This is a genomic window from Erwinia sp. 009765445 (assembly GCF_058137865.1).
Genome location: NZ_JBYUWC010000005.1, coordinates 84,069 through 107,664, shown reverse-complemented (window position 1 = coordinate 107,664; position 23,596 = coordinate 84,069). Strand labels below are relative to the sequence as shown.

Below are 23,596 nucleotides of genomic sequence, written 5' to 3'. Positions count from 1 at the left end.
TAAAACCTGGCCCGGAAACGGCCAGGCGGCTACTCGTTGTCAGTCAGGTCTTCAGTTTAGGATCGAGCGCGTCGCGCAGGCCATCTCCCAGCAGATTAAATGCCAGCACGGTCAGAAAAATCGCCAGACTGGGGAAAATGGCTACGTGCGGAGCCATCACCATATCGGCCCTGGCCTCATTCAGCATCGCGCCCCATTCCGGCGTGGGCGGCTGTGCCCCCAGCCCCAGAAAGGAGAGGCTGGCTGCGGTGATAATCGAGGTGCCGATACGCATGGTGAAATAGACCACAATCGAAGAGATGGTTCCCGGAAGAATATGGCGCATGATGATAGTGAAATCAGAGGCGCCGATACTGCGGGCCGACTCGATATAGGTCAGATGCTTCAGCACCAGCGTGTTGCCACGCACCAGGCGGGCGAAGGCCGGGATGCTGAAAATCGCCACCGCAATAATCACGTTGGACATGCCGCTGCCCATAATCGCCACCACGGCAATCGCCAGCAGAATGCCCGGGAAAGCAAACAGCACGTCACTGATACGCATAATGATGCGATCCCACCAGCCTTCATAATAACCTGCCAGCAGGCCAAGAAAGGTGCCAGTCGCCGCGCCCAGCGCCACCGAGAAGAAGCCGGAGATCAACGAAAGCCGGGTTCCCAGCAGCACGCGGCTGAAGATATCGCGGCCCAGCGAATCCACGCCGAACCAGTGCATTGCCGAAGGCCCTTCGGTCAGGCGGTCATAGTCAAAATAGTTTTCAGCATCGAACGGGGCGAGCCAGGGCGCAAAGATCGCCACCACAATTAACAGCACCACAAACACACCAGCCGCCATTGCCACCGGCTGACGACGAAAACGCCGCCAGAACTCCCGCCAGGGCGTGCGCACGCGATGCTGATTAATGGTTGGCATGGCGGACAAAGCCGCTTTACGTCGCCAGTTTTTCATCGCGGGTCCTTATTTGTAGCGTAGCGCCGGGTTAATGGCGGCATACAGCATATCGACAATCAGATTGATCAGAATAAACTCCAGCGAAAACAGCAGCACTTCAGCCTGCACCACCGGGTAATCGCGCATTTCCACCGAGTCCACCAGCAGGCGACCCAATCCGGGCCAGTTGAAGACCACTTCCACCACGATCGAGCCACCCAGCAGGAAACCAAACTGCAGCCCCATCATGGTGATGACCGGGATCATCGCGTTGCGCAGGCCGTGCTTCACCACCACCAGCGACTCGCGCACTCCTTTGGCCCGCGCGGTGCGCATGTAATCTTCCTGCATCACTTCAACGAAGGAGGCTCGGGTAAAACGGGCCATCACTGCGGCTACGGCAGCCCCGAGGGTGATGGACGGTAAAATGTAGTGCTGCCAGCCATCAGCCCCGACGGTCGGCAGCCAGCCCAGCTCAACGGAGAAGACCTGCATCAGCAGCATTCCCAGCGCGAAGGCAGGAAAAGAGATCCCTGACACCGCCAGCGTCATGCCGAGGCGATCGGGCCATCGGTTGCGCCAGACAGCAGAAACGATACCGATAGCCATGCCAAAAATCACCGACCACACCATGCTGCTTAGCGTAAGCCACAGAGTGGGTAAAAAACGCTGCGCGATCTCCGAGGAAACCGGCCGTTTGGAGACCATCGACTGACCAAAATCGCCCTGTACAGCGTCACTGATAAAGTGCCAGAACTGATGGATTAATGGCTGATCCAGCCCGAGCTGCTGACGCACCAGTGCCACTACCGTGCTGTCCGCTTCCGGCCCGGCCACCAGCCTTGCCGGATCGCCCGGCAGCATATGAACAAACAGGAACACCAGCACTGCCACAATCAGCAGCGTGGGGATCAGTCCCAGCAAGCGTTTAATAAAATAGTTGAGCATAAGTTATCCTGCGCTTATCACAGCCGCGCCTCTCACAGGGAGAGGCGCGGTTGGTTTTCAGCGGGGGTTTACTCCAGATCGGCGTCATCAAAACTGAATGAGGTATCAGGCATGACGTAGAAACCGGTCAGGTTTTTGGTGTTGGCTGAAACCAGTTTCTCCACCACCAGCGGTGCCCACGGCTGATCTTTCCAGATGAGGTCCTGAGCATCTTTATACAACGCAGCTTTTTTGGTGCCATCGGTCGTTTTCAGCGCGTCGTCCAGATCTTTATCCACCTGGGTATTACTGTAGAACGCGGTGTTAAAGATGGCTGGCGGCCAGGATCCGGTGGCAAACAGCGGCGTCAGCGCCCAGTTGGCTTCGCCGGTAGAGGCTGACCAGCCGGTGTAGAACATCCGGACGCCGCTCTCTTTCTGCCCTTTGTCTTCCACTTCTGCCGCACGCTGTCCGGCATCCATCGCGGTGATCTTCACTTTGATCCCCACCTGCGCCAGCTGCTGCTGGGTAAACTGCAGCACTTTCTGCGCGGTACTGTTGTTATGTGAAGACCACAGTGTGGTGCTGAAACCGTTCGGGAAGCCTGCTTCCTTCAGCAGCTCTTTCGCCTTCGCCGGGTTATATTCCGGCACCGGGTAGCTTTGCGAATACTGAATGGAAGGCGGCACAATTCCCGTCGCCGGAGTGGCGTAACCGGCAAAGGCCACTTTCACCAGCGCCTGGCGGTTGATGGCGTAGTTGATCGCCTCACGCACTTTGGCGTTATCAAACGGCTTCTGCGTGACGTTAAAGCTGAGGTAACGCTGCATGATCGAAGGCGAAGTCACCAGCGCCAGCTTGCTGTTTTTCTCCAGCAGTTTGGCCTGCTCGTAAGGGATCGGGAACGCAAAATTCGCTTCACCGGTCTGCAACATGGCCGCACGAGTGTTGTTGTCGATCACCGGACGCCAGGTAATGGTATCGAGCTTCGGGTACCCCTTCTTCCAGTAGCCGTCGAATTTCTTCACCTTGACGTAATCGGTCTGGTTCCAGTTATCCAGCACGAACGGTCCTGTCCCCACAGGATGGAAGCCGATTTCCTTACCGTACTTTTTCAGCGCGGTCGGGGAGATCATCGCCGCCGCCGGGCTGGCCAGGGTGTTGATAAACGCGGAGAACGGCTGTTTCAGCGTGATTTTCACCGTGGTCGGATCGACCACTTCGGTGGTGGCAACGGACTTGAACAGGTTATAGCGCTTCAGGTGGTTGTCCGGATTGCTGGCACGATCGAGGTTGACCTTCACCGCCTCAGCGTTGAAATCCGTGCCGTCCTGGAACTTCACGCCGCTCTTAAGCTTAATGGTGTAGGTCAGCCCGTCTTTGCTGGCGTCATAACTGTCCGCCAGCACGTTGACCAGCTTCATGTCCTTGTCGAAACCAAACAGCCCCTGATAGAAGGACTTGGCGACTGCCTGCGACAGCGTATCATTTGCGTCGTAAGGATCGAGCGTAGTGAAATTGGAGCCGACGGCGATCACCGCGTCTTTCGCTGCCCAGGCCGGTAGGGCAGCAAAACTGCTCAGTAAGCCGGCAGTGAACAGTATGCGCTTGCTTTGATTCATCATTTTGCGTGTTTCTCCTGTCGTTCCTTGTTGTTGTTTAACAGCAATTCAGGCACCGCCAATCGCATGACGGGCAACGTAGTGTCCGGTGCTGACTTCCACCAGCTGTGCCACTTCCGGCTCGTCATCAAGCGCCCGGATCGGGCTGGGGATCTCATCCACCAACAGCGCTCTCTCCCGACGGCGATGGCGCGGATCGGCCACCGGCACGGCAGACATCAGCTTGCGCGTGTAGGGATGTTGGGGATTTTCAAATACCGACTGGCGTGGGCCAATCTCCACGATCTGGCCGAGATACATCACCGCCACGCGGTGGCTGATACGCTCCACTACTGCCATATCATGGGAAATAAACAGGAAGGCAATACCCAATTCCCGCTGCAGATCCAGCATCAGATTAACGATCTGCGCCTGGATAGAGACATCCAGCGCGGAAACCGATTCATCAGCGATCACCACCTTCGGGTTGAGGGCCAGCGCTCTGGCAATGCAGATACGCTGACGCTGGCCACCGGAAAATTCATGCGGATAACGCCGTGCATGTTCCGGCAGCAGGCCGACTTTCTCCAGCAGCCAGGCCACCCGTTCTTCCGCTTCCTGGCCTTTGGCAATACCGTGCACCAGCAGCGGCTCCATGATTGAGAACCCTACCGTCAGCCTCGGATCGAGGGACGCATAAGGGTCCTGGAAGATAAACTGAATATCGCGCCGCAGGTGAGAAAGCGCTGCGCCGGTCAGGTTGTCGATACGCTGGCCGTTAAAAGTGATGGTGCCGCCCTGACTTTCCACCAACCGCAGCAGTGACCGACCGGTGGTGGATTTTCCACAGCCGGACTCGCCAACCAGCGCCAGCGTTTCACCCGGCCACAGATCAAAACTGACCTTCTCTACCGCATGAACACGACGGGTAACGCGGTTGAAGATCCCACTGCGGATATCAAATCTGGTGACCAGATCGCGTACCTTCAGCACCGGTTCAGCATCCGCAAAGACGGTATCCTGAGGCAGCGATATCTCTTCTGCGCAGGTGTTCAGCAACGGGAAACGGGCCGGATAAGGCTTGCCGGTCATCGCCCCCAGCCTTGGCACCGCCGCCAGCAGCGCTTTCGTGTATTCCTGTTGCGGGTTGCTGAAAATAGCTTCAACCGGGCCGGTTTCCACCACATCCCCGCGATACATAACCTGCACGCGGTCGGCCATTTCCGCCACCACGCCCATATCGTGGGTGATAAAAATCACCCCCATATCCATCTCTTTTTGCAGGACGCGGATCAGCTGCAGGATTTGTGCCTGAATAGTCACGTCCAGCGCGGTGGTGGGTTCATCGGCGATCAGCAGCGCCGGACGGCAGGAGAGCGCCATCGCAATCATCACGCGCTGACGCATGCCGCCAGAAAGCTGATGTGGAAAACGTGACAGCACATTTTTGGCTTCCGGAATACGCACCAGATCCAGCATCCGTTCCGCCTCTTTCAGCGCTTCACGGTGGCTCTTTCCCTGGTGCAGCCGGATAGATTCCGCAATCTGCTCACCGACGGGAAAGACCGGGTTAAGCGAGGTCATCGGCTCCTGAAAAATCATCGCCATATCGGCACCACGGATACCCCGCAGCTGCGACTGTCTGGCCTGTGCCAGGTCGACAATCTGATTGTTGCGCCGCCGCAGCAGCATTTCACCGCTGTCGATAAGGCCACCGCCCTGCTCCACCAACCTCATTAAGGCCAGCGAGGTGACTGATTTCCCCGATCCGGATTCGCCGACAATCGCCAGGGTTTCCCCACGATTTACTGCCAGCGAGAGGTTTTTCACTGCCCGCACCACTTCTCCCTGGTGGCTGAAGCTGACGCTGAGATCTTTTATCGCTAATACCTGCCCGGCAGGCAAGTTGGACCCGTTGGTCACTGCCATCCTGCCTCCACTATTCTTCGCGGTAGATACCCACGTTTGGCGCATCGCCGACATAACCGTAGCCGCGGTACATGCCTTCACTGTTGAATGGCAGCGCCACATTGCCTTCACGATCTACCGCGATGACTCCGCCGCTGCCTCCCAGCACCACAATTTTTTCCATCACCACCCGCTCGCTGGCTTCTTTCAGCGAAAGTCCGCCATATTCCATCAGCGCGGCAATATCGTAAGCGGCCAGCGTGCGCATAAAGATCTCACCCGTGCCGGTACAGGAGACCGCCACGTTGGCATTATTGGCATAGCAACCCGCACCAATAACAGGAGAATCCCCGACCCGACCAGCCTGTTTGTTGGTCATGCCGCCCGTTGAGGTGGCTGCTGCCAGATTGCCGTTCAGATCCAGTGCCACTGCGCCGACGGTGCCAAATTTGCGATCGGGATCGAGCGGATCGCCACTGGCCTGTGCGGCCCCATCATGATCCAGTATCATCTGGTCGGCGGACAGAGCACGCTGCAGTTGGTCCCAGCGCTCCTGAGTAGAGAAGTAATCAGGTTCGACCAGCTCCAGGCCCTGAACAGCAGCAAATTTTTCTGCTCCTTCGCCAATAAACATCACATGAGGACTCACTTCCAGCACTGCACGGGCTGCAAGAACAGGATTGCGGATACGCGATACGCCGGCAATGGCGCCCGCTTCAAGTGAACGGCCATCCATGACGCTGGCGTCCAGTTCGTGGGTACCCTGATGGGTAAACACCGCCCCAAAACCTGCATTAAACAGCGGACACTCTTCCAGCAGCCGGACCGCTTCGGTCACGGCATCCAGCGCACTGCCGCCTGCGGCCAGTACCGCCTGTCCACTGGAGACAATGGAGGATAAAGCCTGAATGTACTGCTGCTCTTTTTCTGCGCTCATACTGGCACGGGCAATCGCCCCTGCACCGCCGTGAATGGCGATCACTGCTCTGACCATAACCGATTACCCTGCGTGACAAATCAGCATGAAAAACACTGGCTTAGAATGATTTTGTTCGAATTCAACCCGTTTTTGACTATAGGCAGGCTGTAAAGTGATGTAAAGCAGAATGTTCGCTGACTGATAATACCGAAATATTCTATGCCATAACGTTGCGGTGGATTTCGTGACCCTGTCGGCAAATCGCGCCATAATACCGCTAACTGACTATTTGCCTGCCCGGCATTTCGGGCACGCCGGAGACACTATGGAAGCCTTTACTACGGGACTGATCTCCCTTGATGATGCCCTCTCGACGATGCTCTCGCGCATCTCCCCCATCAGCGAAACGGAAACGGTGCCGCTGACTTCAGCCCCGGGACGAATTACTGCGGAATCAGTTATCTCCCCGATTAATGTGCCGCCATTCGATAATTCCGCAATGGACGGTTATGCCGTGCGCCTGGCGGACGTGCTGGCTGGTAAGCCGATGCCGGTTGCCGGTAAAGCCTTTGCCGGTGCACCCTTCAGCGGTGAATGGCCTGCGGGCAGTTGCATTCGCATTATGACCGGAGCGCCGGTCCCGGCAGGTACCGAAGCGGTAGTGATGCAGGAACAGACCCGTCAGGTTGGCGATGCGGTGGAGATCGCTGCTGAGGTCACGCCACACCAGAATATGCGCCTGGCCGGTGATGATATTGTACAGGGTGCCAGCGTGCTGAACGCCGGTATTCGTCTGGGCGCGGCCACGCTGCCGCTGCTGGCGTCACTGGGTATCCCGCAGGTTAAGGTGCTACGCAAACTGCGGGTGGCAATCTTCTCCACTGGAGATGAGCTGCAACCGGTCGGGCAGCCGCTGGCCGCCGGACAGATCTACGATACCAACCGCTTTGCCGTGAAGCTGATGCTGGATAAGCTCGGTTGCGAAGTGATCGACTTCGGGATTATCCGTGACGATCGCGAGGCGCTGCGTGCGGCCTTTATTAAGACAGACAGCGAGGCAGACGTGGTGATCAGCAGCGGCGGCGTTTCCGTGGGCGAAGCGGATTACACCAAAACCATGCTGGAGGAGCTGGGTGAAATCACCTTCTGGAAGCTGGCGATCAAACCCGGTAAACCGTTTGCCTTTGGCCGCCTGCATAACAGCTGGTTCTGCGGCCTGCCGGGTAACCCGGTTTCCGCGGCGCTGACCTTCTATCAGCTGGTACAGCCGCTGCTGGCAAAGCTGACCGGCCAGCAGGCTCCGGCACTGCCACCACGTCAGCGTGTGAGAGCAGCCTGCGAACTGAAGAAGACGCCGGGGCGACTGGACTTCCAGCGCGGATGGCTGGCGCGTAATGAGCAGGGTGAGCTGGAAGTGCACGGTACCGGCCATCAGGGTTCGCACGTCTTCAGCTCCTTCAGCCTGGCAAATTGCTTTATCGTGCTGGAGCGCGAACGCGGTAACGTTGCGGCCGGTGAGTGGGTCGAGGTTGAACCGTTCAACAGCCTGCTGGAGGGGTAAATGCTGTCCGAACTCAGCGATGAAGAGGCCCTGCGGTATAACCGCCAGATCGTTCTGCGCGGCTTCGACTTCGAAGGCCAGGAGAAGCTGAAAGCGTCGAAAGCGCTGATTGTCGGGCTGGGCGGGCTGGGCTGTGCCGCCAGCCCTTATCTGGCGTCTGCGGGCACCGGGCAGCTTACCCTGCTGGATTATGACCGTGTTTCCCTCTCTAACCTGCAGCGCCAGATCCTGCATCGTGACGCCGTGATTGGTCAGCCTAAAGTGGAATCCGCCCGTAAGCAGCTGCAGGCGATCAACCCGCATATTGCCGTGCAGGCGATTGATGCACAGCTGGATGATCCACAGCTGGCTGAGCTGATTGCTGCACAGGATGTGGTGCTGGACTGCACCGATAATGTCGCCACCCGCGAGCAGCTTAACCGCCTCTGTTTTGCCAGCAAAACGCCGCTGGTTTCCGGCGCGGCCATTCGCATGGAGGGGCAAATCAGCGTCTTTCGCTGGCAGGAACATGAACCCTGCTATCACTGCATCAGCCGGCTGTTTGGTGACAGTACACTGAGCTGCGTGGAAGCCGGTGTCATGGCACCCTTGGTCGGGGTGATCGGTTCTTTGCAGGCGATGGAAGCGATTCGTCTGCTGGCTGATTATGGCGGCAGCGTGGCAGGCAGGCTGCTGATGTACGACGCCATGACGCTGCAGTTCCGCGAGATGAAGCTGGCTAAAGATCCGGCCTGTGAAGTCTGCGGCGGCGGATAATCCGTTTTGCCTGTCCTTAAGGTTTCTGTACCATCGTCTGCAAAACTCATCAGCCTGATTTCATATTCCGCGCGCCATTTTTGCCTCGGCGCGCTCACTTCTGTTTATTTTAAGATTTAAAAACAATGATTTCTTGCCCCGGGCACTATAGTTATCTTTAAAACCCCTCTGCAAAATGGGGTGTTTTTCTGATGATAAGGGAGCCTCGGCCGGAGCCAGATGTCAGTATACTTAGCCTGCGCAGGATGCTGATCGTGTTTCTGCTGGTGATCGGCAGTGCAGTGATTCTGGTCAACGGCTGGTTGACAATCAACACATGGCAACGGATGGTAACCGAGAGTGAAAACGATGCGCGCAACCTGTCACAGTCGGTTTCACGCCAGTCGGAAGACTCCTTTCTGCAGGTTGAGCTGACGCTGCAGGGTTTGCGTGACCGTATCAGGCTGGTCGGGCTGGACCCGGAGCGTCAGGGTTACCTGCGCAGACTGCTCGCCGAACGCAAAGGTTCTCTGCCCCAGCTGCACGGGCTGTTTATTTACGACAGCAAAGGCAGCTGGCTGGTGACCTCTGAAGACATGTTGCAGCAGCACAGTAATAACAGCGATCGCGCTTATTTCCGCTATCACCTCCAAAATACCGATCCTGGCGTTCATATCAGTGAGGCGATCCGCAGCCGCTCAACCGGCGATCTGATCATCCCGGTCTCAATGCGGTTGAATAACAGCGACGGCTCCTTTCGTGGCGTGCTGCTGGCAACGCTGCGCATTGACTATTTCCGGCAGATGTTCGGTTACTACAACCTCGGCGATCGTGGCCTGATGGCGCTGATGAGCAGCAACGGCAGTATCCTTTATGCCCGCCCCTTTCCGGACAGCACCATTAATCAGAACATCTCCCGAAGCCCACTATTCAGCAGCCTGCTGAAAACGTCGCCCAGCGGCACGGCCATCTATAAAGCCGCGCTGGATGGCGTGGAACGGGTGTTCGGCTATGCCAGCCTGAAACGCTATCCGCCGGTGGTGACGGTCGGTTTTGACAGGCAGCAGCTGCTGCATGCCTGGTTTGCCGATCTGATGGTGTATGTGGTGCTGTGCCTGATGCTGCTGCTGGCGCTGGTCGCGCTGGGCTATCTGCTGCTGCGCAATATCGGCCAGAATATCCGCGACCAGCGGGAGTTAGCCCTTGTACTCGACCAGTTGACGACGATGAAACGCACGCTGCAAACCCTGGCGCTGGTGGACAGCCTGACCGGGCTGGCAAACCGCCGCCAGTTTGATCTCTATCTCGACCGCAGCCTTGAGCGATCCCGCAAGCTGCGCACGCCGCTGGCACTGCTGATGATCGACGTGGACTACTTTAAGCGCTTCAACAATACCTACGGCCATCTGGCCGGAGATGACTGCCTGCGACGTGTCGGCGAGGCGCTGCAGCAAGTCCCTCATCGTAGCGACGATTTGATCGCCCGCTACGGCGGTGAAGAGTTTGCGGTCATTCTTTCCGGCAGTAATAAAGAGGGGGCTTTGCGCTTCGCTCAGTCCGCGATAGAAGCCGTCGCGGCAATGCAGATCCCGCACGAAAACAGTGACAGCGATGTCAGCGTGGTGACCATCAGTGTTGGGGTGCATGTGATGCAGGGCGGGCTGAGTGAAGAGAGTCGTCAGGCGATGATTGGGCTGGCGGATAAAGCGCTGTACCAGGCTAAGGCGTCAGGGCGAAACCGGCTGGAAATGTCCTGAGGCGTTGTTATCTGGTTAAGTGAATAAATTAGCTACCTGTCTTAAAAGTATGCAAATTAAAAGGGCGGAATTTATTCCGCCCCTGCAATAATGGCAGGATCCATTACGCCGGTATCAATGCGTCGGTCATCATGACGCAACTCCTTCCGCCGTTACTTCTCCAGCGGGAAAATCGTACCGCAGTTCATAATACCTTTCGGATCGTAAGCCTTTTTCAGCGCCTGCATGATATACCACGCTGAGCCGTGCTCATCCCTGGACCAGTGCACGCGGTGTTTACCGATACCGTGATGGTGAACCATCGAGCCGCCCAGTTTGCTCGTCTCTTCCACGATGATCTTGTTCAGCGGATTATGATACTTGTCGATCTGCTCACGCCCGGCGGCAACCTTATCCGGCCCCCCGTTCAGGTTGTTGAACCAGGTTTCAATCAGCTTGCTGTCCACCGGCTGGTACTGCCAGGGCGAGTGGCAAAATGCAGCCAGCACTTATGTGGTGACCAATCCGGCCGACAACAGCGAAATAGTCCAGATCGCTTTCGCCGGAGAACAGGAAACCCGGCAGGCCATCGCCTCTGCCAGCGCGGCCTTACCTGCCTGGCGGGCGCTGGTCGCAGGCTGCACCGCCGTGATCAAACCGGCCAATGAAACGCCGCTTTCCGCCTTTGCGCTGATCGTGCTGGCAGAACAGGCTGGCGTCCCTACCGGGGTGATCAACGCCGTCACCGGCGATACCGTAGCCATTGGTAAATACGTTAATATCGATGGACTGGGTTAAATGATGATTTCCGCTCAACTTAAAGCGTGGGGAACACAGGCAGCAGTGAGATTTTAACCTTGTCAGAATTTCCCCGCGCAGGCACTGTTTTGAGATTTCAGACACCGGACTATCGGCATAAAAGTCTCCGCCATCGCCGCTTCATCCACACAGGCATAGCCCAGAATAAGGCCCCGCCGCTTCGCCTCTGCCTGGTAATACACTGACAGCGGCCGCGTCCACACCTCCTGCTGCTCCAGCTGGCTGCTCAGCGCCACATCATCCACCGTCTCCGGCAGCGCCAGAATCAGATGCAGCCCGGCATTGCTGTTCTGCCCGATAAACTCCGGCCCCAGCTCACGGCAAATCACCTCTACCAGCGCCTCGCGCCTCCGGCTGTACAACTGCCGCATCTGCCTGACATGCGCTGCATAATGCCCCTCGCGGATAAACTCCGCCAGAGTCAACTGGGTAATGCCATAGCCCCCACGGTACAGCTCGGAATGGGCTATTTTCAGCCTTTCCGCCAGCGGCTTCGGCACCACCATATAACTGGTGCGCAATCCCGGATAAAGCGTCTTGCTGAAGGTGCCCAGATAGATAACGCTGTCCGAGGCATCCAGCCCCTGCAGGGACGAGATCGGATTCTCACCGTAGCGAAACTCGCTATCGTAATCATCTTCGACGATCAGACTTCCCCAGGCTTTCGCCTGCAAAAGCAGTGCCTTACGCCGCGCCAGTCCCATCACTGCCCCCGTCGGATACTGATGCGAAGGCGTCACACAAATCAGCCCCGGCGGCACAGTCACCTCCCCGGTGGACGGCAGCTGCATCCCATCATCATCCACCGTTACCGGGACAGTCTGCAGACCGTTGATCTCCAGTACGCTACGATGCCCCCAGTAACCAGGTTCCTCCACCCAGACCCGGTCGCCCGGATTACAGAGCATCTTCGCCAGCAGATCCAGTGACTGATGAGTACCGGAAGTAATCAGGATCTGATCGGTCGTGCATCTGACTGAACGCGCCACCCGCAAATAGTCCGCCAGTGCGTGCTGCAAAGGAGCATAGCCCCCATGCTGGGAATAGCTCAGCAGCTCCACTGGCAGCCTGGCGTTCAGCCGCCGCACGATCTTTTGCCAGGTCTTGTGCGGGAAATGCCGCACGTCAGGCACGCCGGGCATAAAGGCTCCCCACTGGCGCTGACTGGCTCCGGAACGGCTCAGCAACTGCTCGCCACGCCGTGAGAGCGTGAGCTGGCCGGAAGTGTTCTGCGCACCATCAAGGCGCTCCTCACCCACCGGCATATCAGGTTCCAGCAGGCGATCGCTGATAAAGGTCCCGCTCCCCTTGCGGGTCTTCAGGTAACCCTCGGACTGCAACTGCTCATAGGCAGCAATCACCGTATTGCGCGACACCTCCAGCTCTGCCGCCAGATCTCTGGACGCGGGCAGCCGGGTGCCCGGCGCGAGAGTGCCTTCCTGAATAGATTGCTGTAACGCATCGTACAGACGCTTGCCCAGTGTGCCCGACATCACCTGCCCGAGGCGGTAAGCAACCAGGTCACCAACGAGTGTGCGCAAAGTGGCTCCCTAAAATAGTTGAAACTGGATCTGGCTAACCGCCCCCCAGAAACGCTAAAAATCATTATAAGTCAGTCATTACCATTCTGTCCGACTCTCTGTTACCCGATAAATGGAGCACACCATGCAAAATAATAATGTTCAGCAGCGCCGCCTTGACGCTACCCCTCGCGGGGTCGGCGTAATGTGTGATTTCCTGGTCAGCAAAGCCGAAAATGCGACCATCACCGATACCGAAGGCCGTGACTATATCGACTTTGCTGCGGGGATCGCCGTAGTGAATACCGGCCACCGCCACCCAAAAGTGATCTCTGCCGTAAAACAGCAGCTGGACTGCTTCACCCATACCGCTTTCCAGGTGATCCCTTATGAAAATTACCTTTCCCTGGCCGAACGCCTGAACAAGCTGGTGCCAATTGAAGGCAAAGTGAAAACCACATTTTTCACCACCGGAGCTGAAGCGGTCGAAAATGCGGTGAAAATAGCTCGCGCTGCTACCAGCCGTCCGGGCGTGATTACCTTCACCGGCTCGTTCCATGGCCGCACCATGATGACCATGGCGCTGACCGGCAAAGTCGCTCCCTACAAGACTGGCTTCGGCCCCTTCCCCGGCTCAGTGTTCCATGCCCGCTATCCCAATGCTCTGCACGGCGTCAGCACCGAAGACTCGCTGAAAAGCCTGGATGATATTTTCCACTGCGATATCGCCCCGCAGCAGGTCGCAGCCATCATCTTCGAACCGGTACAGGGCGAAGGCGGCTTTAACGTCGCGCCTCCTGAATTCGTTACCGCGCTGCGTCATCTCTGCGATCGGCACGGTATTCTGCTGGTGGCCGATGAAATTCAGACCGGTTTTGCCCGTACCGGCAAAGTGTTTGCCAGCGAATACTACCCGGATGCAAAACCAGACCTGATCACCATGGCAAAAAGCCTTGGCGGCGGCTTCCCTATCTCTGGCGTCTCTGGCCGTGCAGAGCTGATGGATGCCCCGGCACCAGGCGGGCTGGGCGGAACCTACGCCGGTAACCCGATTGCTGTAGCCGCCGCTCATGCCGTGCTCGACGTTATTGATGAAGAGCAACTGTGCAAACGTGCTAACACGCTGGGCGCTGACCTCAGCGAAACACTTAACAGTTCAGGCAACCCGGCCATCGCCCAGGTTCGCGGCCGTGGCTCGATGATCGCTGCGGAGTTTAAAGATCCGGCGACCGGCGCACCTTGCGGTGAAATTGCCCGCAGCATCCAGAAACGCGCCATGGAACAGGGCCTGATCCTGCTGACCTGCGGCGTACACGGTAACGTTATTCGTTTCCTCTATCCGTTAACCATTCCGGATGCGCAGTTCAAACAATCCCTGACTATCCTGACTAATATCCTTAAAGGATAATGTTATTAAGCAACAATCCCCGGGAAAGAGACTCTCTTCCGGGGATTTTTTTAGCTGAAATCAGGCAGGTAAATTCCCCACCTTTCGACCCTTCAGCTATTCACCACGCAGCCCGACATCCAGCTTATCGAACTGTGGCGGTGGCTGGCGAAAACTGCGGGTCAGCCACGCCAGATAAACAATGCCAATCGCCGCCCAGGAGAGCCCCATCGTCAGCGACGTTGCCTCCAGATTGAACCACAGCACGGCGACCGTGGCCGCACCCAGCAGCGGCATCACCAGATAGTTCAGTTTTTCCCGCCAGGACTTATTCAGCCCTTCACGACGGTAGAAGTGGTTAATCACCGAGAGATTCACAAACGTGAAAGCAACCAGCGCACCAAAATTAATCAGTGCCGTTGCCTTCACCAGGTCAAAGTACAGGGCAGACAGCGCCACGATGCCAACCATCATCACATTCAGTGCCGGTGTCCGCCATTTAGGGTGGACGTAACCGAAAACCTTTTCCGGAAACACGTTATCTCGCCCCATCACGTACAGCAGGCGTGAGACGCTGGCATGAGAAGCCAGCCCGGAAGCCAGGGTATTAATAAAAGTGGTGCAAAGAAAAATCGACTGGAACAGCTTGCCGCCAACATACAGTGCAATTTCCGGCAGCGCCGCATCGGGGTTTTTAAACCGGCTGATATCCGGAAAAAACAGCTGCATAAAGAAGGAGGCGGAAATAAAGATCACTCCACCATACAACGCCGTAAGAAAGATTGCCCTTGGGATAGTTTTTGCAGCATCGGGGGTTTCTTCCGACAACGTGGTCACCGCATCAAAACCCAGGAACGAGAAACAGACGATGGTCGCGCCGGTGATGATCGGGATCAGGTGAGCATTCTGGCTGACAAACGGCTGCAGCGACCAGACGGTCCCCAGCCCTTCGCCCTTATGCAGACCGTGGATCACCAGATAAATAAACACCACGATGATGGAGATCTGGATCAACACAAACAGGGTATTAAAGTTCGCCACCAGGCTGACGCTTTTCAGGTTGGCCGCAGTCATCACCGCCACAAAACCGACCACCCAGACCCACGGAGGGACTTCAGGGAACAGCACCGACAGATAGATCTTCGCCAGCAGGACGTTGATCATCGGCAGGAACAGGTAGTCCAGCAGCGACGACCAACCCACCAGAAAACCCACATGAGTATTTATCGCCTTTTGGGCATAAGTATAAGCCGACCCCGCCTGCGGGAATTTGCGCACCAGCTTGCCATAGCTGATAGCGGTAAACAGCACCCCAGCGAGCGCCAGAAGGTAGGAAGCCGGCACGTGGCCATGACTGATCCCGGAGACGATGCCGAAGGTATCAAAAACCGTCATCGGCGTGAGATACGCCAGACCCATAACCACGACCTGCCAGAGTCTGAGCGATTTCTTTAATCCCGGTTTTTCCGTTGTTTCTTCTGTAGCTATTGCCATTAACAGTCCCCTTTCTGCACACCAGGTAAAGGTGTGACAGCCCCGTCACCGCTGTTTTCTCCTCCAGCGGCTGCCGGGTAATAGCCGGAAAACTCCGGCAGAGAAGGATGCCCCGGCTCCGGCAGGACACGTTAATCCGCAGGATCGTCTTTCCCGCGAGGAGATTTTTGGACCGGTTCTGGTGGTCACCCGCTTCAGCGATGAGTCAGAAGCGCTGGCACTGGCCAATGACAGCGAATACGGCCTGGGTGCTGCAGTATGGACCGACAACCTCTCCCGTGCACACCGCGTCAGCCGACGCCTGAAAGCAGGCTCGGTGTTCGTCAATAACTACAACGACGGTGACATGACCGTGCCGTTTGGCGGCTTTAAGCAAAGCGGCAACGGGCGGGACAAATCACTGCATGCACTCGAAAAATTCACCGAACTGAAAACCATCTGGATCGCTCTGGAGTCCTGATAATGACAGAACATACGCAAAGTTATTACGCCGCAAGCGCCAATAAATACGCCCCTTTTCCGACGCTGGAAGGGTCACTCTCCTGTGACGTTTGTATTATTGGTGCCGGGTATACCGGCCTCTCCTCGGCCCTGCACCTGGCTGAAAATGGCTATAAGGTGGTGGTACTGGAAGCGGCCCGCGTGGGGTTTGGTGCCAGCGGGCGCAATGGCGGCCAGGTGGTGAACTCTTACAGCCGCGATGTGGACGTGATTGAAAGAACTTACGGCGCGGATGCCGCCCGCATGCTGGGCAGCATGATGTTTGAAGGCGGCGATATTATCCGTGAGCGCATCAAACGCTACGGAATCGACTGCGACTACCGACCGGGCGGCCTGTTTGTGGCACTTAATTCTAAGCAGTTCAGTACGCTGGAGGAGCAGAAACAGAACTGGGAGCGCTACGGCAATGACCAGCTTGAGCTGCTGGATGCCCGGCAGATCCGCAAGGAAGTCGACAGCGACCGTTACGTCGGTGCGCTGCTGGATAAGCGCGGCGGTCACCTTCACCCGCTGAATCTTGCCATTGGCGAAGCAAAGGCAGTGGAGCTGAACGGTGGCCAAATCTTCGAGCAATCGCCGGTTATTGAGATTAAACATGGCAACCCGGCGATCGTGAAAACGGCCACAGGACAGGTTGAAGCACGCTATGTAATTGTCGCGGGCAATGCCTACCTGGGCAACAAGCTGGAACCGGCACTTTCGAAACGCAGCATGCCCTGCGGCACCCAGGTACTGACCACTGAACCGCTCAGCCCGGAGCTTGCGGCATCATTGCTGCCTTCGGATTACTGTGTTGAGGACTGTAACTACCTGCTGGACTACTTCCGCCTGACCGCCGATCATCGTCTGCTGTACGGCGGCGGCGTGGTCTATGGCGCACGCGATCCGGATGATATTGAGCGGCTGCTGATGCCGAAGCTGCTGAAAACCTTCCCGCAACTTAAGGGCGTGAAAATCGGCTATCGCTGGACGGGCAACTTCCTGCTGACGCTGTCGAGGATGCCGCAGTTCGGCCGGCTGGAAAACAACATTTACTACATGCAGGGCGACAGCGGCCATGGCGTGACCTGTACCCATCTGGCAGGCCGCTTGATTTCAGAAGTGTTGCGGGGAGATGCAGAACGGTTTGATGCCTTCGCGACCCTGCCGCACTACCCGTTCCCGGGGGGCCGCAACATGCGCATCCCGCTGACGGCAATGGGCGCTGCATATTACAGCCTGCGCGATCGTCTGGGAGTTTAACAACGCAGATATCTGAAGCGCGAGAAATGAGACTTTCCCCACAAACAACGCTGAAAACTGAAATGCGCGGGGAACACAGGCCGGAATAAAGCGTCCCGCACCATGGACGGTGCGGGTCGAGCTGCCAGGGAGGGCGCTTTTTACGTCTTTATGAGCGGCCTGTGTTCCCTGCGCAGGCGCTGTCTTTAAGAGCATCATCCAGGCACAGCCTCTGTACGCGCTGCGCAAGCACTGTCTTTGTGCTCTTTCAATCTTCTGAGCTAAAACTTATTCTCAGACGATACCCTGGCTACGCAGATAATCTTCGTAGTTGCCGGTAAAGTCGTTCAGCTTGCCAGGCGTCATCTCAATCACGCGAGTCGCCAGCGAGCTGACGAATTCACGGTCGTGAGAAACGAAAATCAGCGTACCTTCGTACATCTCCAGCGCCATGTTCAGCGCCTCGATGGACTCCATATCCAGGTGGTTGGTCGGCTCATCCATAATCAGCACGTTCGGTTTTTCCATCATCAGCTTGCCGAACAGCATGCGCCCTTTCTCACCACCGGACAGCACTTTGGCTGGCTTCTTGATGTCGTCCTGACTGAACAGCAGACGCCCCAGAATGCTGCGCACCGCCTGCTCGTCATCATTTTCCTGCTTCCACTGGCTCATCCAGTCAAAGACGGTCAGATCGTTGGCAAAGTCATGCGCGTGATCCTGAGCATAGTAACCAATACGGGCGTTCTCAGACCATTTCACCGTGCCGTTATCCGGCTGCAAATCGGCCACCAGCGTTTTCAGAAAGGTGGTTTTACCGATCCCGTTCGGGCCGAGGATTGCCAGCTTTTCGCCCACTTCCAGCAGCAGATTAACGTTCTTAAACAGCGGCCCCTGGTCGAAGCCCTTAGTCACGGACTCCAGCTCAAGCGCGTTACGGAACAGCTTCTTGTCCTGATCAAAACGAATAAACGGGTTCTGACGGCTTGACGCTTTAACCTCTTCCAGCTTGATTTTATCAATCTGTTTGGCACGGGAAGTCGCCTGACGGGACTTAGAGGCGTTAGCACTGAAACGGCTGACAAAAGACTGCAGTTCGTTGATTTGCGCCTTTTTCTTGGCGTTATCAGACAGCAGACGCTCACGGGCCTGAGTGGCCGCAGTCATATACTCGTCGTAGTTGCCCGGATAAACGCGCAGTTCGCCGTAATCCAGATCCGCCATGTGGGTGCAGACCATGTTCAGGAAGTGACGGTCGTGCGAAATGATGATCATGGTGCTGTTACGCTCGTTCAGCACCTGCTCCAGCCAGCGAATGGTATCGATGTCCAGGTTGTTCGTCGGTTCATCGAGCAGCAGAATTTCCGGATTAGAGAACAGCGCCTGCGCCAGCAGCACACGCAGCTTCCAGCCTGGTGCCACTTCGCTCATCGGGCCGTAATGCTGCTCCAGCGGGATGCCCACGCCCAACAGCAGCTCGCCCGCACGCGCTTCTGCGGTGTAGCCGTCCATTTCACCGTATTTCACTTCGAGATCGGCGACTTTATAGCCGTCTTCTTCACTCATCTCCGGCAGCGCATAGATGCGGTCGCGCTCTTCTTTCACTTCCCACAGCTCGCCGTGGCCCATGATCACCGTATCCAGCACGGTGAACTGCTCGAAGGCAAACTGATCCTGGCGCAGTTTACCAATGCGCTCGTTAGGATCGATCGACACGTTCCCGCCTGACGGGACCAGGTCGCCGCCCAGAATTTTCATAAAGGTGGACTTGCCGCTACCGTTGGCACCGATCAGGCCATAGCGGTTACCGCCGCCAAATTTGACAGAGATGTTTTCGAACAGTGGCTTACTGCCAAACTGCATGGTGACGTTGCTGGAAACTAGCACAGGATTGCCTTTCGTTTGCGATGTGAGAATGTGAACCAGCGCGCATTATGCCAAAAAAAAGGGGCGGCGAATACACCGCCCCCCCGTTGAGAGACACTGGTTCTATTCAGGGGGTCTCTGCGGGACCAAAGACTGAATAATCGGGAAGCTTAACGTCCTGATAAAGCTCCCAGCCGCCGCCCAGCGCTTTATACAACGCCACAAGGTCAAGACTGCTCTGCACTTTTGCCGAAGCGGCCTGCTGCACGGCCTGAGCCAGCTGGCGCTGTGCATCCAGCGCATCAATAAACGATGACAGACCTTTGGTATAGCTGTCATTAGCCAGGTTGAATGCGTTTTGCAGCGCATCAACCGTCTCGTTCAGGCCATCCACCTGCTGCTGATCGGTGCGGTAGCTGACCAGCGCATTCTCCACGTCCTGCAGGGCGGTCAATACTGTCTGGCGGTAACCCAGCGCTGCGCTGGCCTGCTCGGCCCTGGCCAGTTTGACGCTGGAAACCAGCTGCCCACCCTGGAAGAGAGGAATCGAGATTGACGGCCCGAAGCTGTAGAAATGGCTGCTCCAGTTGTCCAGATAACTGATATCGGTGTTACGCATGCCAAACTGACCGGTCAGCGAGATGTCCGGGAACAGTTGAGCGACGGAGACGCCAATATTCGCTGTAGCTTCATGGAGTTTCGCTTCGGCCTGGCGCACATCCGGGCGACGACGCGCCAGCGTGGATGGCAGACCGACCGGCACCTCTTTCGGTAACGCAGGCAATGGCTTAGTGGCCATCAGTTCACCATCCAGCGCACCCGGAGGTTTGCCAGTCAGCACCGCCAGGCCATTCATCGCCTGATGGACCTGGGACTGATACTGCGGCAGCTGAGCGCGCAGGGAATTAAGCTGGGCGCGGGCATTTTCGACGTCCATCTGCGGAGCCAGGCCGTTACGCTGCTGGCTCTGCGTCAGCTCCAGCGTCTGCTGCGCCACATCAATCTGGGTTTGCAGCGTCTGGCTGATCGACTGCGCTCCGCGCAACTGCAGATAGGTCCGCGCCACTTCCGCTTCCAGCGAGACCAGCGCATCGTTGCGGCTTTCCAGCGACTCCTGCTGCCGGGCATCGGCGGCTTCAACCTGACGGCGCACCTTGCCCCACAGATCCAGCTCCCAGGAAGCATCAAAACTGCCCTGATACAGGGCAACCGGCCTGGTTAACCCGCTGAGTGCAGACTTCAGATCCGGATCGGTTTGATCGATCTGATCGTAAACACCGTTAGACTCCAGCTCGCCTTTCACCCCCAACTGCTGACGCTGGGCGGAGAGCTTGCCGTTTACTGAAGGGAACCAGGCCCCGCGCGCCTGATTCAGCTGCTGACGCGAACCGGCAATACGCAGAACCGCTTGTTGCAGGCTCAGGTTCCCGGCAATGGCACGTTCAATCAGGCTGTCCAGCTGAGGGTCATTAAACGACTTCCACCAGCCGGGATTGGTCACCGCCGCCTGTGGCCGGGAACCTGCTTCCGACTGCAGCGAGTTAAAGGTCGCCGGGGTGGACGGCTTCGGCGACTGGTAATCAGGGCCGACCGAACAGGCCGACAGCGCCAGGGTGGCGACCAGCAGCACGCTGAATCGCGAACGTGCGAAATAGGGGAAAACGTTCATGTCAGTGTGCTCCTGCACTGCCCTCGCTCTTAATCGGCGCGAGCAGTAAACATAAGGGAATAAGGACCAGGGCAACAATACTGAGGCCCATAAAGACGTCGATATAGGCCAGAATGCGGGCCTGAGCAATCATCTCTTTATACAGCTGGCCGGTGGCGATGGTCACCGGATCGCCCACCGCCGAGGTGAAGTCCCTCACCCCCTGCGCCCAGCGCTCTACCGTCAGGTTGAACGGTTCATTCAGCGGGGTCATGTTGTGCACCATATTCGCACTGCGAACCTGCTCTCGCTCGGTGATCATCGCGGTGGAAAGCGAAATCCCTATCGACCCGGCCACGTTACGGCACATGGTGAACAGCGCCGAGGCATCGGCGTTCAGCCGCTGCGGAATGGTGACGAACGCGATGGTGGTCAGCGGCACAAACAGGAAACCCAGTCCGATAGTTTGTGCGCTGCGCATCAGCACCAGCGTGGTGAAATCGACATTTGGCGTCAGCGTCGCTGAATAAATGAACGACACAAACAGGCAGGTGAAGCCAAAGGCGATCAGCCAGCGCGTCTGTACAATCGGCATCAGCTTCAACACCAGCGGGATCGACAACACAATCAGCACCGCGCCCGGCGACAGCACCAGTCCCGACCAGGTGGCGGTATAACCCAGGTCCTGCTGCGCCAGTTGAGGGATAACCACCGAGCTGCCGTAGAGGATCGCCGCCATCCCGGCCATCAAAATGCTGGCGACCCAGAAATTTCGATCCTTAAGCACATGCAGATCGACCACTGGCTTCCTCGCGTACAGCAGCCAGTAAACGGCTCCGACCAGCCCAATCACAGTAAGGATGGCAAAGGTGACTATAAAGCTGGAGCTGAACCAGTCATCGTCCTCTCCCCTGTCCAGCATCACCTGCAGACAACCCAGACCCAGGGTGATCAGACTGATGCCAATGTAATCGATCTTGAGTTTACCCTTCGCCCACTTGCGCTCCCACGGCGGATCTTCCAGCAACTGATAGATCGCCAGCACGCTGAAAATCCCCACCGGGATATTGATAAAGAACACCCAGCGCCAGCTGTAGTTATCGGTGATCCAGCCACCGAGGGTCGGACCCAGCACCGGTGCCACGATGATGGCAATCGAAGAGAGGCCAAACGCTTTGCCACGATCGGCTGGCTTGAAGTAGTCAAGCAGAACAGACTGCTGCACCGGCTGCAAGCCCCCCCCAAAGAAACCCTGCAGAACCCTGAACAGGATGATTTGCCACAGCTCGGTGGCGATACCGCAGAGGAAAGAGCAGATCGTGAACATCACAATACAAATCAGGAAGAATTGTTTGCGGCCAAACAGGCGGCTGAGAAACGCCGAAATGGGCAGAACGATGCCGTTTGCCACCAGGTAGGAGGTCAGCACCCAGGTGGATTCGTCATAGCTGGAAGAGAGCGAACCGGCGACGTGCGGCAGCGCCACGTTAACAATGGTGGTGTCCAGGATCTCCATAAACACCGCCAGCGTAACCGTCATGGCGACCAGCCAGGGATTGCTGGCCGGTTTCCAGTTCTCGCTGTGACTCATTCAACCGTCACCTTAGGCTCGACCGACAGCCCCAGCGGCAGAGGTTTGTCCGGATCCAGCCCTTTGTCGATAACGATTTTCACCGGGACACGCTGCACAATCTTCACGTAGTTGCCGGTAGCATTCTCGGACGGGAAGGTGGAGAAGCGCGAACCAGACCCCATCTGCACGCTGTCCACATGTCCCTGCAGCTTCAGGTCCGGCCATGCATCAACGGAGATATCCACTTTATCACCCGGCTTCATCCGGTTCAGCTGCGACTCTTTGAAGTTAGCGGTGATCCACACGTCCGGCGAAACCAGTGAGAACAGCGAGCTGCCTGCCTGCACCAGTGTGCCGACCTGCACATTACGCTTGGTGACAAAGCCATCGTAAGGCGCACGCACTTCGGTATAGGAGAGATTCAGATTGGCGGTATTCAGCTGGGCCTGAGCCTGCTGCACCTGCGACTGACGGGCTTCCACATTGGTTTCCTGCTGTCGAATCTGCAGCTGGATTTGTGAAGCCACTTCAACCTGCGCTTTGGCACTTTCCAGCTCGGCTTTGGCGCTTCTTAACTGCGCGCTGGCCGCGTCGATATTCCGCTGAGAGGTGGCTCGGGGATCGACGCCGCGCTGGCGTTTGTAATCTTCCTGGGCGTTGAGCAAGTTGGCTTCCGCTTTCGCCTGCTGGGCCAGAGCCTGATCTTTCTGCGCCGGATACTGAACTTTAGACAGCGCCAGCGAGGCCTGAGCCTGATGCAGCTGAGCGACAGCCAGGCCAAGCTGAGCCTGCGCCTGATCGCGCTGGGCTGTATTGTCACGGGGATCGATCAGCACCAGCAGATCGCCCTTCTTCACGCGCTGGTTATCACGCACCAGAAGTTTGGTGACATAACCAGAAGCTTTCGGCGCGATGGTGACCGCATCCGATTCGGTAAAGGCATCATCGGTGGTTTCGATATTGCGGGTGCTCAACCAGAACCACAGCGCCACAATCAGCGCAATTACCACCACTATCCCGAGGATAATCAGCGGTTTCTTGCCGGGACGCTTGTGTTCAGACTGGTCGTTGTTGTCCTGCTGCTGGGTGTCATCCTGATGACGCTGGTCATCATCTGACGGAGAAGTTGATTGATTAGCCATAGTTCTCATCAGTTTACAGCGGACCCAAACCAGGTCCGCAAGAGTACGCTGCTATAACAATAGAACGTAAACTGACAAATACCAGCGTTTCTTTACCAAGTCAGATT

General features: G+C 57.1%; 16 protein-coding genes and 3 pseudogenes. 7 read left to right on the top strand and 12 right to left on the bottom strand.

Annotated features, from left to right (window positions below):
• Positions 1–43: 43 nt before the first annotated feature.
• The 5 genes from gsiD to AC3Y5R_RS06535 all read right to left on the bottom strand — a co-directional run bounded on the left by gsiD (position 44) and on the right by AC3Y5R_RS06535 (position 6,361).
• A complete protein-coding gene (gene gsiD, locus AC3Y5R_RS06555; RefSeq protein ID WP_489920665.1) occupies positions 44–949 on the bottom strand; it encodes a glutathione ABC transporter permease GsiD in 906 nt (301 codons plus the stop codon).
• Positions 950–958: 9 nt separating this feature from the next.
• On the bottom strand, positions 959–1,879 hold the full coding sequence (gene gsiC / locus AC3Y5R_RS06550; RefSeq protein ID WP_489920664.1) for a glutathione ABC transporter permease GsiC: 921 nt from the start codon (positions 1,877–1,879) through the stop codon (positions 959–961).
• A 68-nt stretch (positions 1,880–1,947) separates the two neighbouring features.
• The gene (gene gsiB, locus AC3Y5R_RS06545) at positions 1,948–3,483 is read right to left on the bottom strand and encodes a glutathione ABC transporter substrate-binding protein GsiB (RefSeq protein WP_489920663.1); all 1,536 of its coding nucleotides are present in this window, start codon (positions 3,481–3,483) and stop codon (positions 1,948–1,950) included.
• Between the two features lie 45 nt (positions 3,484–3,528).
• On the bottom strand, positions 3,529–5,388 hold the full coding sequence (gsiA, locus tag AC3Y5R_RS06540; RefSeq protein ID WP_489920662.1) for a glutathione ABC transporter ATP-binding protein GsiA: 1,860 nt from the start codon (positions 5,386–5,388) through the stop codon (positions 3,529–3,531).
• 10 nt (positions 5,389–5,398) lie between these two features.
• Entirely contained in the window at positions 5,399–6,361 is a 963-nt protein-coding gene (locus AC3Y5R_RS06535; RefSeq protein WP_489920661.1) for an isoaspartyl peptidase/L-asparaginase, read from the bottom strand.
• A gap of 250 nt (positions 6,362–6,611) precedes the next feature.
• On the opposite strand from AC3Y5R_RS06535, the gene moeA reads away from it, so the two are divergent.
• The 3 genes from moeA (at position 6,612) to AC3Y5R_RS06520 (ending at position 10,339) form a co-directional block, all read left to right on the top strand.
• Entirely contained in the window at positions 6,612–7,847 is a 1,236-nt protein-coding gene (gene moeA / locus AC3Y5R_RS06530; protein ID WP_489920660.1) for a molybdopterin molybdotransferase MoeA, read from the top strand.
• Positions 7,848–8,603 carry a molybdopterin-synthase adenylyltransferase MoeB gene (gene moeB, locus AC3Y5R_RS06525; protein ID WP_489920659.1) on the top strand — a complete coding sequence of 252 codons (756 nt, stop codon included), beginning with the start codon at positions 7,848–7,850 and terminating at the stop codon, positions 8,601–8,603.
• 191 nt (positions 8,604–8,794) lie between these two features.
• Positions 8,795–10,339 (top strand): sensor domain-containing diguanylate cyclase, encoded by a 1,545-nt coding sequence (locus AC3Y5R_RS06520; RefSeq protein WP_489920658.1) that lies wholly within the window; start codon positions 8,795–8,797, stop codon positions 10,337–10,339.
• 152 nt (positions 10,340–10,491) lie between these two features.
• Here the strand turns inward: AC3Y5R_RS06520 and AC3Y5R_RS06515 are convergent.
• A pseudogene (locus tag AC3Y5R_RS06515) lies at positions 10,492–10,797 on the bottom strand (FAD-binding oxidoreductase); the annotation flags it as partial.
• Here AC3Y5R_RS06515 and AC3Y5R_RS06510 point away from each other — a divergent pair.
• Positions 10,751–11,086, top strand: a pseudogene (locus AC3Y5R_RS06510) (aldehyde dehydrogenase family protein); the annotation flags it as partial. The pseudogenes AC3Y5R_RS06515 and AC3Y5R_RS06510 overlap by 47 nt on opposite strands.
• A gap of 92 nt (positions 11,087–11,178) precedes the next feature.
• On the opposite strand, the gene pdxR reads toward AC3Y5R_RS06510, so the two are convergent.
• Positions 11,179–12,678: a MocR-like pyridoxine biosynthesis transcription factor PdxR gene (gene pdxR, locus AC3Y5R_RS06505; RefSeq protein ID WP_489920657.1), complete on the bottom strand. Its 1,500-nt coding sequence runs from the start codon at positions 12,676–12,678 to the stop codon at positions 11,179–11,181.
• A gap of 124 nt (positions 12,679–12,802) precedes the next feature.
• Here pdxR and AC3Y5R_RS06500 point away from each other — a divergent pair, with 124 nt between their 5' ends.
• Positions 12,803–14,065, top strand: a complete 1,263-nt coding sequence (locus AC3Y5R_RS06500; protein ID WP_489920656.1) for a 4-aminobutyrate--2-oxoglutarate transaminase — start codon at positions 12,803–12,805, stop codon at positions 14,063–14,065.
• A 96-nt stretch (positions 14,066–14,161) separates the two neighbouring features.
• Here AC3Y5R_RS06500 and AC3Y5R_RS06495 read toward each other — a convergent pair whose 3' ends face one another.
• Positions 14,162–15,538: an APC family permease gene (locus AC3Y5R_RS06495; RefSeq protein WP_489920655.1), complete on the bottom strand. Its 1,377-nt coding sequence runs from the start codon at positions 15,536–15,538 to the stop codon at positions 14,162–14,164.
• Between the two features lie 130 nt (positions 15,539–15,668).
• Between AC3Y5R_RS06495 and AC3Y5R_RS06490 the strand changes: the two are divergent.
• Together AC3Y5R_RS06490 and AC3Y5R_RS06485 are read left to right on the top strand one after the other, a co-directional pair.
• Positions 15,669–15,998 (top strand): annotated as a pseudogene (locus AC3Y5R_RS06490) (aldehyde dehydrogenase family protein); the annotation flags it as partial.
• Between the two features lie 2 nt (positions 15,999–16,000).
• The gene (locus AC3Y5R_RS06485) at positions 16,001–17,281 is read left to right on the top strand and encodes an NAD(P)/FAD-dependent oxidoreductase (protein WP_489920654.1); all 1,281 of its coding nucleotides are present in this window, start codon (positions 16,001–16,003) and stop codon (positions 17,279–17,281) included.
• Between the two features lie 273 nt (positions 17,282–17,554).
• Here the strand turns inward: AC3Y5R_RS06485 and AC3Y5R_RS06480 are convergent, their stop codons facing one another.
• The 4 genes from AC3Y5R_RS06480 to AC3Y5R_RS06465 form a co-directional block, all read right to left on the bottom strand.
• A complete protein-coding gene (locus AC3Y5R_RS06480) occupies positions 17,555–19,147 on the bottom strand; it encodes an ABC-F family ATPase (RefSeq protein WP_489920653.1) in 1,593 nt (530 codons plus the stop codon).
• 106 nt (positions 19,148–19,253) lie between these two features.
• Entirely contained in the window at positions 19,254–20,795 is a 1,542-nt protein-coding gene (locus AC3Y5R_RS06475; protein ID WP_489920652.1) for an efflux transporter outer membrane subunit, read from the bottom strand.
• A gap of 1 nt (position 20,796) precedes the next feature.
• Positions 20,797–22,365, bottom strand: coding sequence for a DHA2 family efflux MFS transporter permease subunit (locus AC3Y5R_RS06470; RefSeq protein ID WP_489920651.1), 1,569 nt, complete (start codon positions 22,363–22,365; stop codon positions 20,797–20,799).
• On the bottom strand, positions 22,362–23,489 hold the full coding sequence (locus tag AC3Y5R_RS06465) for an HlyD family secretion protein (RefSeq protein ID WP_489920650.1): 1,128 nt from the start codon (positions 23,487–23,489) through the stop codon (positions 22,362–22,364). Before AC3Y5R_RS06465 ends, AC3Y5R_RS06470 begins: the two co-directional genes overlap by 4 nt.
• Positions 23,490–23,596 lie beyond the last annotated feature (107 nt).